Raw genomic sequence first — 14592 nt, 5'->3', positions numbered from 1 at the left:
GCTGGCCTGGTGGCCCTCCTTCCCACCGCGCGCCGTGGTAGGATGGGGCATGTCCCAAGGAACGAAGCGCGCCGAGCGCGCCGCCGCCCCTGCTGCGCCCGAAGCGGCGCCCGTCCCGAATCGCGCGCCGCACCCGCGGGGTCGGCTCTATGCCAGCGTGCTGGATGCGGTGGGCGGCACGCCAATCGTGCTGCTGCCCCGGATCGCCGCCGCCGAAGGCCTGCCGGCGCGGATCGGCCTGAAGCTCGAATACCTGAACCCGCTCGGCTCGGTGAAGGACCGCATCGGCCTCGCGATGGTCGAGGAGGCGGAGCGTGCGGGCCTGATCGCGCCGGGCCGCTCCACCCTGATCGAGCCGACCTCCGGCAATACCGGCATCGCGCTCGCCTTCGTCGCCGCCGCCAAGGGCTACCGCCTGATCGTGGTGATGCCGGATGGCGCCAGCCTGGAACGGCGCAAGATGATGAAGCTGCTCGGCGCGGAGCTGGAGCTGACGCCGGCCAAAAAGGGCATGGCCGGTGCCATCGCCCGCGCCCAGGAGATCGAGGCCAAGACCAAGGGCGCCTGGATGCCGCGCCAGTTCGACAACCCCGCCAACCCGGCGATCCACGCGGCGACGACGGCGGAGGAGATCTGGGCCGATACCGGCGGCGCCGTGGATGCTGTGGTCGGCGGCATCGGTACCGGCGGCACGCTCACCGGCATCGCCCGCGCGCTGAAGCCGCACAACGGCGCGCTCCGCGTCATCGGCGTGGAGCCCGCGGAAAGCGCGGTGCTGAGCGGCGACGAACCCGGCCCGCACCGCATCCAGGGCATCGGCGCCGGCTTCCGCCCCGGCGTGCTGGAGCTGGAGGCGCTGGACGGGCTGCGCCGCGTCTCGGAACGCGAAGCACTCGCCGCCGCCCGCCGCTGCGCGCGGGAAGAAGGGCTGCCGATCGGCATCTCCTCCGGCGCCGTGCTGCACGCAGTGATCCAGGTGGCGCGGGAGGTGCCAAAGGGCGGCTTGGTCGTCGGCATCGCGGCCAGCTTCGCGGAGCGGTATTTGTCGACGGAGTTGTTTGAGGGGCTGTAAGACCCCGGGGGAATTCATTCCCCCCGGGGTCCATCCTACCCGTGCAGATGGCACGCCACCGCCCCATCATCCTTCGCCAGCAGCGCCGGCGGCTCCGTTGAGCAGCGCGGCATGGCGTGTACGCAGCGCGGATGGAAGGGGCAGCCGGGCGGCGGCGCGGCGGCCGAGGGGATCTCCCCGATGATGCGCGGCAGCGCGGCGCGGTGCGCCGGGTCCGGCACCGGATAGGCGTCGCGCAGCATGGCGGCATAGGGGTGCAGCGGCGCGTTCAGCACGCGGGCGACCGGGCCTTCCTCCACGATGCGGCCAAGATACATCACCGCGACGCGCTCGCAGAACCAGCGCACCACCGACAGGTCGTGGCTGACGAAGAGAAAGGCGAGGCCGCGCCGCCGGCGCAGATCCTCGAGCAGCAGCAGCACCTGCGCCTGCACGGAGACATCGAGGGCCGAGACCGGCTCGTCGGCCACGATCAGCTCGGGCTCGAGCGCCAGCGCGCGCGCGATGCCGATGCGCTGGCGCTGGCCGCCGCTGAACTCGTGCGGGTAGCGATCGAGCGCCGCCGGCGGCAGGCCCACCTCCTCCAGCAGCGCGCCGGCGCGGCGGCGGGCGTCGCGGCCCTCCGCGATGCCGTGCACGCGCATCGGCTCGGTCAGCGCGCCGCCGATCGACTGGCGGGGATCGAGCGAGGAATAGGGGTCCTGGAAGACGATCTGCATGCGCCGGCGGATCGCCTTCAGGCTGGCGCCGCGCGCGGTCAGCACATCGGCGCCGCCGAAGCGGACGCTGCCGGCATCGGGCTCGATCAGGCGCAGCAGGGCGCGGGCGGCGGTCGACTTGCCGCAGCCGCTTTCGCCCACCAGTCCGAAGGCCTCGCCGCGGCGGATGCTGAAGGAGACATCCTCGACGGCGCGCACGGTGACGCGGCGCTTCGGGTGGAAGTGCTTCCGCAGGCCTCGGACTTCGAGAAGCGTATCACTCATTGCGCAGCTTCGGATCGGTCGCGTCGCGCAACCCATCCCCGATCATGTTGAGCCCGAGCACCAGCAGCAGGATCGCAAGCCCCGGGAAGACCGCGAGCCAGGGCGCGTCCAGGATGTTCTCGAAGCCGTCGCGGGTCATGCCGCCCCAGGTCGCGGTCGGCGGCTTCACGCCAAGCCCGATGAAGGAGAGCGAGGCTTCGACGCGTACCGCGGTCGCCATCCAGAGACTGCCCATCACCAGCACCTCCGACAGGATGTTCGGCAGGATATGCGCGAAGAGGATGCGCAGGTGAGAGAACCCCATGGCGCGCCCGGCTTCGATGAAGGCGCGTTCCTTCAGCACCAGGGTCGGCGCGCGGGCGATGCGCGCGAAGGGCGCGATCGCGGTCAGCGCAATGGCGATGACCAGGTTCTCGAGCTCCGGTCCCAGCAGCGCCACCACCATCAGACCGAGGATCAGTGACGGGAAGGACAGCAGCACATCCATCACCTGCATGGTGATCAGGTCGAAGCGGCCGCCGATATAGCCGCTGACCATGCCGATGGTGCCGCCGGTCACCATCGCCGCCGCGATGGCGCCGAGCGAGACTACGAGCGAGATCCGTGCGCCATAGAGCAGGCGGGAGAACACGTCGCGCCCGAACTGGTCGGTGCCGAGCAGGTAGTCGCCGCCGGGCGATTGCAGGCGGTCGATGATGTTCTGCTCGGTCGGGTCAAAGGGTGCGATCCAGGGGGCCAGCACCGCACCTGCCACGATCAGCAGGGTGATGATGGCGCCGGCGAGCGTCGTCGGGTTGCCGCGCGCGCGGGCCAGCGCGCGCTTCAGGCCGGATGGACGCGTGGGCGCGAGCTCGACTTCGGCGGCGGTGCTCATGCCGGCCAGCCTCTCGGCTGACCCGGCATGAGAGTCTTGGTTCTGCGCGCGGCCGCCCCGCCAACCCCGCGCGCGATACCGCCGAGCCTCTCCGCTGAGGGGGCAGCAGCAAACAGAGCAGTGACAAGGCTCGCCGGTATCATGTCTGCTTCACCCGCGGGTCGATGACGCCGTAGAGCAGGTCGGTGATCAGGTTTACCACCACGATCAGGAAGCAGTAGATCACCATCAACCCCTGCAGCATCGTGTAGTCGCGCTGGTTCAGCGCGCCGACGATGACCTTGCCGAGGCCGGGGCGGTTGAAGACGATCTCGGTCAGGACGGAATTGCCGATCAGGATGCCGACATAGAGCCCGACCACGGTGACGATCGGGATCGAGGCGTTGCGCAAGCCATGCACCCAGACCACGCGCCGCCAGGGCACGCCCTTGGCGCGGGCGGTGCGGATGTAGTCCTCCGACAGGGACGCGAGCATGGCGCCACGGGTCACGCGGGTGATGTAGGCGGCCATGGTCAGGCCGAGCGCTACCGCCGGCAGCAGGACCTTGTGCAGGCGGTCGAGCGGGTCGTCGAGATCGGCGTTGCTGATCACCGGGAACCAGCGCCAGTGCAGTGCGAAGAGCAGCAGCAGGTAGATCCCGGAGACGAAGACCGGGAAGGAAAGGCCGAGCAGCGACAGCAGCCGCGCCGCGACATCGATGGCGCGGTTGCGGTGCAGCGCCGCCCAGATCCCGGCGGGGATGCCGATCACGATGCCGATCACCATCGATGCGGCCGTCAGGTCGACGGTGTGCGGCAGCACGGCGCTGACCTCGGCCAGGATCGGGCGGTTGGTCACCATGCTGGATCCGAAATCGCCGGTCGCCGCGGCGCCGAGGAAGGCGATGTATTGCCGCCAGAGCGGCTGGTCGGTGCCGAGCCGCGCCCGCACCGCCGCCGCCGCTTCCGGCGTCGCCTGGTCGCCCAGGATCACCAGCGCCGGATCGCCGGGCACGATGCGCACGATCACGAAGACCAGCGTCAGCACCGCAAAGAGCGTCGGCAGCGCCGCCAGCAGCCTGCGCAGGACGAAGCCCAGCATCAGCGCAGCCGGGTCGCCTCGGTGATCAGCGGACCGAGGCTCATGCTGCCGCGCAGCTCATAGCCGTAATCGAGGTTGCTGCGCCGCGCGAAGACCAGCAGGGTTTCGATGAGCGGCACGCCGCAGACCTCGGCGATCAGCTTGCGCTGTGCTTCCGCCCAGAGCCGGAGCTGCTCCTCGCGGTTGGTGGTGAGGCGGGCGGCGTCGATCTCGGCGTCGGCCTGGTTGCAGTGGGAGAAATTGGTCACCGCGGTCGGCGTCTGCACGATGCTGCGGCCATGGTAGAACTGCGTCAGGTAGATATCGGCGATCGGGAAGCGCGCCGCGGAATAATAGACCAGCGGCGACAGGTTCTGCCGGATCTGCTGGTGGAAGGTCGCATGCTCGACCACCTGCAGATCGAGCGTGATGCCGGCGCGGCGGAGCTGCTGCTGGATCACCTGCATGGTGGCCAGCATCTCCGGCAACTGCGTGTGGATGACGCGGATGGTGATGCCGTTCGGATGCCCGGCTTCGGCCAGCAGCGCGCGGGCGCGGGCCAGGTCGAACTGCGGCAACCCGTTGTCGGCGGTGAAGCCGAGATAACCGCGCGGCACCAGCGACTGTCCCTCGCGGGAGACGTCCGGGCCGCGCCAGCGCGCGATCTCCGGCCGGTTGATGGCATGGGCCAGCGCCCGGCGGATCCGGATGTCGTTGAAAGGCGGGATCGAGGTATTGAGGTTCAGGACGGCCAGTTCGCCCGGTTCGAAGACATCGACGGTGACGTTCGGAAGCTGGCGCGTGCGGTTCACCCAGGTCTGGTCGCCGCGGCCGTAGTTCAGATCGAGCTCACGGTTCTGGAAGGCCAGGTCGCGCGACGCGTCGGAGGGGATGAAGCGATAGCTGATGCGCCCGATCTGAGGCGCGCCGCGGAAATACGCGGCATGGGCGACGAGCTCGGCGCTCTGGTTCGGCGTCACCCGCTCCAGCGCGAAGGGGCCGGTGCCGATCGGCGAGCGCGCGAAATCGGCGCCGCGCTGCTCCACCGCGCGGCGGGAGACGATGTAGCCGCCGGAATAATTGGTGAGCAGGCCGAGCAGGGTCGGGACATTCTCCCGCAACCGGACGCGGACGGTGTAGGGATCGACCGCTTCCACTGCCTCGATGGCGCGGAAATCGGCGGCGAAGGCGCTGGTCGCGGCGGTCGCGGCCTTGCGGATGCTGAACACCACGTCTTCAGCGGTCAGCTCCCCGAAATCGCCGTGGAAGCGCACGCCGCGGCGGAGATGGAAGGTCCAGGTCTTGCCGTCCTCGCTGGTCTCCCAGCGCTCCGCGAGGTCGGGCTCGATCTCGGCGGGGTTGATGGAGCCGGGGCGGAAGCGGACCAAGCCGTTGAACATCCAGGCGACCACCACGCGGTCGATGGTGGAGACCGCGAAATGCGGGTCGAGCCGCCCGACATCCTGGGCCGCCATGCCGACCCGGAGCGTTGGCGCCTGCGCCATCGCCGCGGGTGCAGCGAACGCCGCGCAGCCGGCCAGCAGCAGCGCCCGCGCCGCCTTGGTGAAGCCCCTCATTCCCCCAGCCCTCCTGCCTGACGCCCTTTCCAGGCGCATTCGCCACTCAGTCCCTGTCCGGCGCATCCGTCTTCGCGAAGCGTCCGATAGCGAAGCCATTCAGCGGTACATCGCGGCCCTCTGCCAATTCAAGCGTGCCGTGCACCTCACAGCATGTCCTCCAGCCGGCAATTCACCAGCATCTCCGCGATCGCGGCATTGCCCGGCAGGCGCAACAGCGTCTCGATCAGCACCGCGATGTCGCGGGGATCGCTCATCTGCTCGCGCGGGAAGGCGGCCTTGGTGGTCATGTCGGTCGCGACGAAGCCGGGGCAGAAGGCGCTGACCCGGATGCCATGCTCCCACCCCTCGCGCCGCAACGCATGGGTGGCGGCGACCAGGGCGAATTTCGACATGGCGTAGCCGGCATTCGGGTTGCGCACCCGCTTGCCGGAGAGGGAGGCGATGTTCACGATGCGCCCCTCGCCGGATGCGATCAGATGCGGCCAGGCGGCACGCGCGACGCGCAGCGGCGCCTTCACGTTCACCCGCATCAGTGCGTCGAGCGCGGTCTCATCGGCGTCGAGCACGCGCCAGACCGGGTTGATGCCGGCGGCATTCACCAGTGCATCGATGCGCCCGAAGCGGGCATGGGCGGCGGCGATCCAGGCTTCCGCCGCGCCTTCCTCCTCCGCCTCGTAGCGGTGCCTGTGGAGGTTCGGCGCATCGGGAAGCCGCGACGGATCGCGCAAGGCGGCGGAGACGGCATAGCCGGCGGCGAGCAGGCGCTCCGCCACGGCACGGCCGATCCCGCGGGAGGCGCCGCTGACCAGGGCGACGCGGCCGGCGGGATCAAGCATGGGCGGCGACGTGGCAGCGCACGGCGTGCTCCTCCGAAAGGGGTTCCAGGGTCTGCGGCAGCTCGCAGCCGGCGCGCCGCAGCGGGCAGCGCGGCGCGAAGCGGCAGCCGTCCGGCATGGCGTCGAGCGGCGGCACCCGGCCGCCGATGGCGGAGAGCGCCTGGTCGGGCCGATCCAGGCGCGGGATCGCGGCGAAGAGGGCGCGGGTATAGGGATGCGCGGGACGCGCGAAGATGGCGCCGACCGGCCCCTGCTCCACGATCTGGCCGGCATACATCACGGCAACCCGGTCGGCGATCTGCGCGACGACGCCGAGATTGTGGGTGATGAACAGCACCGCCATGCCGTGCCGCGCGCGCAAATCCGACAGCAGCCCAAGCACCTGCGCCTGGATGGTGACGTCGAGCGCGGTCGTCGGCTCGTCCGCCAGCAACACCGCGGGGTCGCAGGCCAGCGCCACCGCGATCATCACCCGCTGGCGCATGCCGCCCGAGAACTGGTGCGGGTACTCGCCGAGGCGGGCGGCAGCGGAGGGGATCTTCACCTCCTCGAACAGGGCACGGGCGCGGCCTAGCGCCTCGGTTCGCGACAGCCCGCGATGGATGCGAAGGCTCTCTGCCACCTGGTCGCCGACGGTCATCACCGGGTTCAGCGCCGTCATCGGCTCCTGGAAGATCATCGCCATGCGGTCGCCGCGCACCGACTCCAGCTCGGCTTCCGGCAGCCCCGCGATGTCGCGGCCTTCGAGCAGGATGCGCCCGCCGGTGACGCGGCCGACGGGTGGTCGGATCAGGCCCATCACCGACATCGCCGTCACGCTCTTGCCGCAGCCGCTTTCGCCGACCAGCGCCAGGGTCTCGTTCGGCATGAGATCCAGCGACAGATCGCTGACCGCGGGGTGCCAGGCCCCGCCGATACGGAATTCGGTGCGCAGCCCTGCGATGGCGAGTGCCGGTGTCATCCGGGGCAAGCCTGCCGGTCCGCGGGTGCCCCTGGCAAGGGGAAGAGGCACTTGCGCAGGACGCCCTTCGCGACGAGGCTGGGACAAACGCCTTGCGGCGCAGCATTCCGAGGACACATAGCCCATGGATGGTTCAAATACCGTCGCCGATGCCCGCCGGCGCGCGCTGATCGCGCGCTACGGCGCCGACCCTGCCCTGCCGTCCGGCCCCTGGAACGCGGCGCTGGACCTGATGCTGGCGCACCGCTCCGTCCGCGGCTACCGGCCGGATCCGGTGCCGGAGGGGCTGCTGGAGACCATGGTGGCGGCGGCGCAGTCCGCCGCCACCAGCTCCAACCTCCAGACCTGGTCGGTGGTGACGGTCGACGACATGGCGACGCGGCAGGCGCTGTCCGAGGTCGCCTTCAACCAGAAGCACATCCTGCAGGCGCCGCTCTTCCTGGTGTTCCTGGCCGATGCCTCCCGCAACGCCCGCCTGGCGGAGCAGGAAGGGACGGAGCTTGCCGGCCAGCCCTTCATGGAATCCTTCCTGGTCGCGGCGCTGGATGCCGCCTTCGCGGCGCAGAACGCGGTGCTGACCGCGGAATCGCTCGGCCTCTCCACCGTCTATATCGGGGCGATCCGCAATGACCCGGTGCGGGTGGCGGAGCTTCTCGGCCTGCCACCGCAGGTGATGGGCGTCTTCGGCCTCTGCGTCGGCTATCCGCTGCCCGGCATGGAGGGGGAGGTGAAGCCACGCCTGCCGCAGAGCGTTGTCGTGCACCGGGAGCGCTATTCGACCGAGGGCGAGCAGGCGGCGCGGCTCGAATTCGACAAGCGCCTTTCGGAATTCTCGGCCCGCAACGGCATGGGGCCGGCGGGCTGGACGCAGCGGGTGATCCAGCGCCTCGGCACCTTGAAGGCGCTGTCCGGGCGCGACCGGATGCGCGCGGCGATCGAGGCGCTGGGCTTCCCGCTGCGCTGAGGCCTATCGACCCACGCGACGCTTGACGCCACTTCCCGCGATGGTCTGACCTTCCCTGCGCAACCGGCGGCAAAGCCGGGCACAGGGAGAGAGTTCATGTCCAATGGCACCGCGATCACGCGGCGTACGGCAATGGCCGCGGGGCTCGCGGCGTCGCTCGGGATGCCCCGCACCGGCCGCGCGCAGCGCGTGGAGTGGCCCACCGGCCCCATCCGCTTCATCGGCCTGTTTCCGCCAGGCGGCGGCACCGACATCCTCTCGCGCCTCTGGTGCGCGAAGATGAACGAGGTCACCGGCCAGCAATTCATCGTGGAGAACCGCAGCGGCTCCGGCGGCAACGTCGGCACTCTGTCGATCGCGCGCTCTCCCGCCGATGGCAGCGTCATCGGCCTCGCGAGCGTCGCGCCGCTCTCCATCGCGCCGACCCTCTATGCCAGCCTGCCCTTCGACGTGAACCGCGACTTCACCTATGTCTGCGGCCTCTGGCAGCTGCCGAACATGCTGGTGGTCAACAACGACGTGCCGGCGCAGAGCGTGCCGGAGCTGGTCGCCCTGATCCGCGCCAATCCCGGGCACTACAGCTTCGCGAGCTCGGGTTCCGGCACGACGGTCCATCTCTCGGGCGAGATGTTCAAGCAGCTCGCGGGGCTCGACATGGTGCACGTGCCCTATCGCGGCGGCGCGCCGGCGCATATCGACCTGCTGGCGGGTCGGGTCCACATGATCTTCGACAACATCCCACAGAGCCTCGCCTCCGCGCGGGATGGGAAGGTGCGGGCACTCGCGGTCACCAGCGCGGAACGCAGCCCGCAGGCGCCGGACGTCCCGACCATGGCGGAATTCCTGCCGGGCTTCGAGGTCACCTCCTGGGGCGGCGTGCTGGGGCCGGCCGGCATGGCGCCACGCCTGGTGGAGCGCATCGCGACGCTTGCGAAGCAGGCGCTGGAGGCGCCGGACACCTCGGCGCGGTTCCGCGAGAATGGCGCGACGCCTTGGTGGGTGGGGCCGGAAGACCTGGCGAGCTTCCGCCGCGCGGATGAGGCACGCTTCGCGCCGCTGATCCGCGCGTCAGGGGCGCGGGTGGAGTAGAGCGGACCCGTTCAGGCGGGATCGCCTGAACGGGCGAGAATGCTCCCGCTTAGCGCAGCCGCTGCGCGGCCATGGGCAGGGCCACGATGGCGTCGCTGCAGGCATCCACCCGCAGCCGCTCCTCCGCGACGCCGCCCTGGTAGACGACACGGACGTCGTAGACGCATTCGCCCGGCGGCAGGGAGAAGGCGCGGTTGCCCCGGGGCTGGATCACCTCATTCGCGCCGAGCCGATCCTCGCCCCAGTTGCTGTCCGAGGACGGCGACGCATAGACGTTGTTCACGATGTTGGGCGTGGCGTTCTGGAGCCGAAGGGACGGGCTGCCATTCGGGGCGGGTGCCGCCTGACCAGGGTCACCCTTCTGTGCCAGGGCCGCCCCGGCGGACAGCAGGATCAGGCAGAACGAAAGCGTGGCGCGGCGCAGCATCATGAACCTTTCTGGCATGGGAGCGGGATCGCTTCAGCTTGAAGCGATCCCGCTCCAGGCGGCGGCACCATAGTGCTGCCCCGGGCTGGCGGGAAGCGCGCGCGGGGTGAACAAAGCGCGCGCCAGGGCACGATCCGTTCGCGCAGGTTCACGGAGCAAGCCCTGGCCCTTATGTCTTGCGAGCATCTTCACCCGTTCAGGCGAAGCCACCTGAACGGGATCTGCTCTACTCCGCCCGGATATTGTGTTCGCGGATGATGCGGCCCCATTTCGCACGGTCGGCCCTGATCTGATCGATGAAGGCCTGCGGCGTGCCGCCCAGGCGCTGCAGCCCGTTCTCCACGAAGCGGCGCTGCACCTCCGGCGCCTGCATCGCGCGGTTGATCTCGGCATTCCAGCGCGCGACCAGCTCGGGGTTCATACGGCCGGGGCCGACGATGCCGAACCAGTTGTGGATGACGAAATCCGGCTGGCCCTGGCGGGAGATGACCGGCAGCTCCGGCAACAGGGGGGAAGGTTCGGCCGCGCCATAGGCGATGGCGCGCAGGCCGCCGGCGCGGATCTGCCCCATGTATTCCGGCATGTTGCCGAACATGACCTCGACGCGGCCCGCGGTGATGTCGAGGATCGCCGGCGTGCCGCCGCGATAGGAGATCTGCTCGAGCCGCGCCCCGGTCAGCGACTGGAACAGCACGCAGGAAAGCTGCTGGGAGGATCCCGGCCCGACCGTCGCGCAGCTCAAGCTGCCCGGCCGTTCCCGCCCGATGCGCACCAGGTCCTGCCAGGTGTGGATCGGGCCGTTCGGGTTGGCGACCAGGATGTTGTAGACGGATGCGACATTGACGATCGGCGTCAGGTCCTGGTCGACGTCATAGGGCACCTGCTGCATCTGCGGCGTGATGCTCATGATGCCCATGGAGGCCAGCAGGATCGTGTGACCGTCAGGCGCGGCGCGCGCCACCTCCTGCGTCCCGATCACGCCGGCCGCACCGGTGCGGTTCTCCACCACCACGCGCTGGCCGACCTGCTGGGAAAGCTGGTCGGCCAGGATGCGGCCGAGCAGGTCGGAGGTGCCGCCGGGCGCGAAGGCATTCAGGAAGCGCACCTCCCGCCGCAGGAAGGCATCCTGCGCCTGTGCTGCGATCGGCAGCGCGATGAGCGCCGCGGCGAGCGCGGCGAAGAGCCTCTTTCTTGTCACTGCGTTTCCTCCCTTGCTGGCATGCATTCTAGCGGACCGGTTTCTCCAACCGGTCCGAGGCCGCGAATGCGGCCCGCCGGTCGCGCTGTAAAGCGTGCCTCACGGCGCGTCCGGCGAAGCCAAGCCGGCGTATGCCGGCGCCCGGCGTCTGAGGGCGAAAATCAAATCTTGTTCCCGTACTTCTCCAAAAAATCGGGGCGGACGGTGATGCCGAGGCCGGGACGGTCGGGGATCTCGACCATGCCGTCCACCACGGGGAAGTCCTCCTCGATCAGGTCGTGCAGCATCGGGTTGTGGCCGAGCGAGTATTCCAGGATGAAGCCCGCACTCTGGCTCGCCGCCAGATGCAGCCCGGCCGCGAAGGCCGGCGCGCCGGACCAGAGATGCGGTGCCAGGCGCAGGTTGAAGGCGCTGGCGATGGCGCCAATGCGTTGCCCTTCCGTGATGCCGCCGGCAATCGCGAGGTCGGGTTGCAGCACATCGGCGGCGCGGAGCTCGGCCAGCTCGCGGAAATCATGGCGGGTGAATTCGCTCTCGCCGCTGCTGATCGGCACCGCGCTCGATCGGCGCACCTCGGCCTGGCCCTGCTTGTCGTCGGCGCTCACCGGCTCCTCGAACCAGAACAGGTCGCAATCCTCGACCATGCGGCAGAAGGCCTTGGCCTCCGCGACGGTCCAGGTGCCATGCGCATCGGCCATCAGCCTGATGTCGGGGCCGAGCGCGCGGCGCGCGGCGCGGACGCGGGCGGCGGATTTCGCCGGCGATCCGTCCATCACGCCGACACGCATCTTCACCGCGCGAAAGCCAGCCTTGTCGCAATAGCCCTGGAGCTGCGCACCGATGTGCTCGGCGTCCGCCCAGCCGCCGGAGGCGTAGGCCGGCATCCGCTCCACGCGGCGGCCGCCGAGCAGGCGCCAGACGGGGACGCCCAGCGACTTGCCGAGGATGTCCCAGAGCGCGGTGTCGACGCCGGCGATCGCGGAGATCGAAAGCCCGCGCCGGCCGAGCTGTGGCAGCACATGGCCTTCCGCGAGCGCGTAGCCTTCGCGCGGCGTGTTGTACATCACGTCCCAGAGGCGGGAGATGTCGCGCGGGTCCTGCCCCAGCAGCAGCGGCGCGTAGTCGAGGTTGATGATGGCGGCGAGCCCGGCGCAGGCGGCGGCGCTGCCGACGCCCGCCTTGCTCTCGCCCCAGCCGATCAGGCCGGTGTCGGTCGTGATCCGGGTGATGACGGAATCGAAGCTGGTGACACGGCCGAAATCGCTGGTGTGCTGTCGCTCATAGGGGATCGGCACATGGCACCAGGTGGCCTCGACATGGGTGATCTTCATGCGGCTGATCCTTCATGGCCGAGTGCTGCGCGGCGTGCCCGCGCGGTCGTCCAAGCATCGGGGTTGATGAAGTTCCGCGGCTTCTGCCCGGCCAGGATGCGGACCACCTCCTCGGCGGCGACCCGGCTCGTGACCGTGGCGGCTTCCTGGGTGATGCCGGCGCCATGCGGCGACAGCAGCACGTTGTCGAGCGTCCGCAGCGGATGATCGGCGGGCAATGGTTGCTCCCAGAACACGTCGAGTGCTGCGCCGCCGATACGCCGGTCGCGCAGCGCTTCGACCAGCGGGGCTTCCTGTACGACCGGCCCGCGCGCGACGTTCAGCAGCCAGGCGCCGGGCTTCATGCGCGCCAGCAGCTCGGGGCCGACCAGCCCCTTGGTCTCCGGCGTCAACGGGCAGGCCAGCGCGACATAGTCACTCTCAGCGAACAGCTCCGGCAGGCTTGCGCGCTCTGCCGGCGCCGGCATCGGCGCATCGCCGCGGCGGTGGCCGAGCACGCGCATCCGGAAGCCCATGCCCGCGATCTCCGCCAGCCGCGATCCAATCGCGCCCATGCCGACGATGCCGAGCGTCTTGCCGGTGAGTTCGGTCGCCGCGGCCGTCCGCTGGCGTGCCTGGCCCCAGCCGGTGTCGAGCAGCCGCGCATGCATCCATTCGGCATGCCGTGCGGCCGCCAGCATTTGCGCCACCAGGAACTCCGCCACCGCATCGGCATTGGCGCCCGGCACATTGGCGACGATGACGCCCTGCTCCGTGCAGCGCTCCACCGGGATCAGGTCCACGCCGACGCCGTGGCGCACCGCGCAGAGCAGGCGCGGGCCGTGCGCGACGATGTCGTCCGGCAGTTTTTGGCGCACGATCAGCGCATCCGCGTCGGCGACCAGCGCGCGCATCGCATCGGCGCCGAAGCCTGCGGCCGGCACCAGCTCATGCCCGGCCTCGCGCAGGATGGCTTCGCCGATCGGCTCGATTGGATCGGTCAGGGCGATGCGCATCAGGCGACCTTCCAGCGGGCGAGAGCCTCGCGATCCACTTCGATGCCGATGCCGGGCGCGTCCGGCACCTGCACCATGCCGTTCACCTGCACGATCGGCTGCTTCGCGAGCTCGTCGCGCAACGGGTTCGGCGTCTGCTCGAATTCCAGCATCGGCGGGATCGGGCGGAAGGCAGGCGGGGTGTCGGGCAGCGCTGCCAGCCACTGCACCGTCGCCGCCAGGCCGATGGCGCTGCCCCAGGCGTGGGGGACGCATTCCACGCCATGCGCCGACGCCATGGCCGCGATCTTGCGGCATTCGCTGATGCCGCCCGCCGCGCAGAGATCGGGCTGCACGATGTCCATCGCCTTCTTCGCGATGATGTCGCGAAAGCCCCAGCGGGTGAAGTCGTTCTCCCCGCCGGCGACGGCCATGTCGAGCGCCCGCGTGACCTCGGCATAGCCTTCATGGTCCTCGGGGCTGATCGGCTCCTCGAACCACATCAGGTCGAGCGGCTCCAGCATGCGGCCGAGGCGGATCGCCTGCGGCACCGTGAAGCAATGATTGGCATCGACCGCGAGCTGCACATCCGGCCCGATCGCCTCCCGCACCGCTTTCACGCGCTGGAAGTCGAGCTTGGGATCGCCGAGGCCGATCTTCATCTTGATCGCCCGGAAGCCCTGTTCCTTGTAGGCGAGCGCTTCCTCCACCGCTTCCTCGACCAGGCGGTCCATGTCGATGAAATAAAGGCCGGTGGCATAGGCCTGCACGCTGGTCCGGTGTGCACCGCCGATCAGCTTGTGGATCGGCTTGCCGGTCGCGCGGCCCATCACGTCCCAGAGCGCGATGTCGATCCCCGACAGCGCGGTGATCGCGAATCCGGTCGCACCATAATCCTTGATGCGGTTGTAAAGGTCTTCCCACACCACCTCGACATCGAAGGGGTCGCGGCCGATGACGCGGCCGCGGTACTGCGTCTCGATCACCGCCTTGTTCACCGCCGCCGGCCCATAGCATTCGCCCCAGCCGGTGATGCCCGCATCCGTGCTGATCTCCACGATGCAGGAGGCACGCGTGCCGTAGAGCCAGCCGCGCGCCGAGGTGAAGGGCCGCTCCACCTTGGATTGCAGGATGTGGCAGGCGATGTCGGTGACCTTCATGCGGCCGTTTCCTCCCAGAGCGTGATCGCTTGAGGCTGGATCAGCCGAAAAGCGTGAATCACGCGATCAAACAAAGTGACTCG

Annotated in this window: 14 protein-coding genes; 3 read left to right on the top strand and 11 right to left on the bottom strand. The window is 69.8% G+C overall.

All coding sequences use genetic code 11. The features are described from left to right. Window positions 1-49: 49 nt before the first annotated feature. Window positions 50-1072 (top strand): cysteine synthase A, encoded by a 1023-nt coding sequence (cysK, locus tag GXW71_RS25265; RefSeq protein ID WP_211855472.1) that lies wholly within the window; start codon window positions 50-52, stop codon window positions 1070-1072. Between the two features lie 35 nt (window positions 1073-1107). Here the strand turns inward: cysK and GXW71_RS25260 are convergent, their stop codons facing one another. The 6 genes from GXW71_RS25260 to GXW71_RS25235 form a co-directional block, all read right to left on the bottom strand. Next, window positions 1108-2055, bottom strand: a complete 948-nt coding sequence (locus tag GXW71_RS25260; protein ID WP_211855471.1) for an ABC transporter ATP-binding protein — start codon at window positions 2053-2055, stop codon at window positions 1108-1110. After that, on the bottom strand, window positions 2048-2929 hold the full coding sequence (locus tag GXW71_RS25255; RefSeq protein ID WP_211855470.1) for an ABC transporter permease: 882 nt from the start codon (window positions 2927-2929) through the stop codon (window positions 2048-2050). Before GXW71_RS25255 ends, GXW71_RS25260 begins: the two co-directional genes overlap by 8 nt. Window positions 2930-3068: 139 nt before the next feature. Beyond that, window positions 3069-4010, bottom strand: a complete 942-nt coding sequence (locus tag GXW71_RS25250; protein ID WP_211855469.1) for an ABC transporter permease — start codon at window positions 4008-4010, stop codon at window positions 3069-3071. Continuing rightward, window positions 4010-5566, bottom strand: coding sequence for an ABC transporter substrate-binding protein (locus GXW71_RS25245; protein WP_211855468.1), 1557 nt, complete (start codon window positions 5564-5566; stop codon window positions 4010-4012). The genes GXW71_RS25250 and GXW71_RS25245 overlap by 1 nt, the downstream gene beginning before the upstream one ends. Window positions 5567-5712: 146 nt before the next feature. Continuing rightward, window positions 5713-6405: an SDR family NAD(P)-dependent oxidoreductase gene (locus GXW71_RS25240; protein ID WP_211855467.1), complete on the bottom strand. Its 693-nt coding sequence runs from the start codon at window positions 6403-6405 to the stop codon at window positions 5713-5715. After that, a complete protein-coding gene (locus GXW71_RS25235; protein ID WP_211855466.1) occupies window positions 6398-7366 on the bottom strand; it encodes an ABC transporter ATP-binding protein in 969 nt (322 codons plus the stop codon). The genes GXW71_RS25240 and GXW71_RS25235 overlap by 8 nt, the downstream gene beginning before the upstream one ends. Before the next feature lie 124 nt (window positions 7367-7490). On the opposite strand from GXW71_RS25235, the gene GXW71_RS25230 reads away from it, so the two are divergent. Continuing rightward, window positions 7491-8330 carry a nitroreductase family protein gene (locus tag GXW71_RS25230; RefSeq protein ID WP_211855465.1) on the top strand — a complete coding sequence of 280 codons (840 nt, stop codon included), beginning with the start codon at window positions 7491-7493 and terminating at the stop codon, window positions 8328-8330. Between the two features lie 96 nt (window positions 8331-8426). Next, window positions 8427-9419 carry a Bug family tripartite tricarboxylate transporter substrate binding protein gene (locus GXW71_RS25225; RefSeq protein ID WP_211855464.1) on the top strand — a complete coding sequence of 331 codons (993 nt, stop codon included), beginning with the start codon at window positions 8427-8429 and terminating at the stop codon, window positions 9417-9419. Between the two features lie 49 nt (window positions 9420-9468). Here the strand turns inward: GXW71_RS25225 and GXW71_RS25220 are convergent, their stop codons facing one another. From GXW71_RS25220 to GXW71_RS25200, 5 genes are all read right to left on the bottom strand, one after another. Then, entirely contained in the window at window positions 9469-9864 is a 396-nt protein-coding gene (locus tag GXW71_RS25220) for a hypothetical protein (RefSeq protein WP_211855463.1), read from the bottom strand. Between the two features lie 208 nt (window positions 9865-10072). Continuing rightward, entirely contained in the window at window positions 10073-11044 is a 972-nt protein-coding gene (locus tag GXW71_RS25215) for a Bug family tripartite tricarboxylate transporter substrate binding protein (protein ID WP_211855462.1), read from the bottom strand. Between the two features lie 161 nt (window positions 11045-11205). Next, window positions 11206-12375: a mandelate racemase/muconate lactonizing enzyme family protein gene (locus GXW71_RS25210; RefSeq protein ID WP_211855461.1), complete on the bottom strand. Its 1170-nt coding sequence runs from the start codon at window positions 12373-12375 to the stop codon at window positions 11206-11208. Continuing rightward, window positions 12372-13370 (bottom strand): hydroxyacid dehydrogenase, encoded by a 999-nt coding sequence (locus tag GXW71_RS25205; protein WP_211855460.1) that lies wholly within the window; start codon window positions 13368-13370, stop codon window positions 12372-12374. The genes GXW71_RS25210 and GXW71_RS25205 overlap by 4 nt, the downstream gene beginning before the upstream one ends. After that, window positions 13370-14509, bottom strand: a complete 1140-nt coding sequence (locus tag GXW71_RS25200) for a mandelate racemase/muconate lactonizing enzyme family protein (protein WP_211855459.1) — start codon at window positions 14507-14509, stop codon at window positions 13370-13372. The genes GXW71_RS25205 and GXW71_RS25200 overlap by 1 nt, the downstream gene beginning before the upstream one ends. Window positions 14510-14592: the final 83 nt, after the last annotated feature.

Origin of the sequence: Plastoroseomonas hellenica, from assembly GCF_018129085.1 — a bacterium.
GTDB classification, from domain to species: Bacteria; Pseudomonadota; Alphaproteobacteria; order Acetobacterales; family Acetobacteraceae; genus Plastoroseomonas; species Plastoroseomonas hellenica.
Note: the sequence above shows the minus strand (reverse complement) of the source record. Positions and strands in the feature narration are given on the sequence as shown.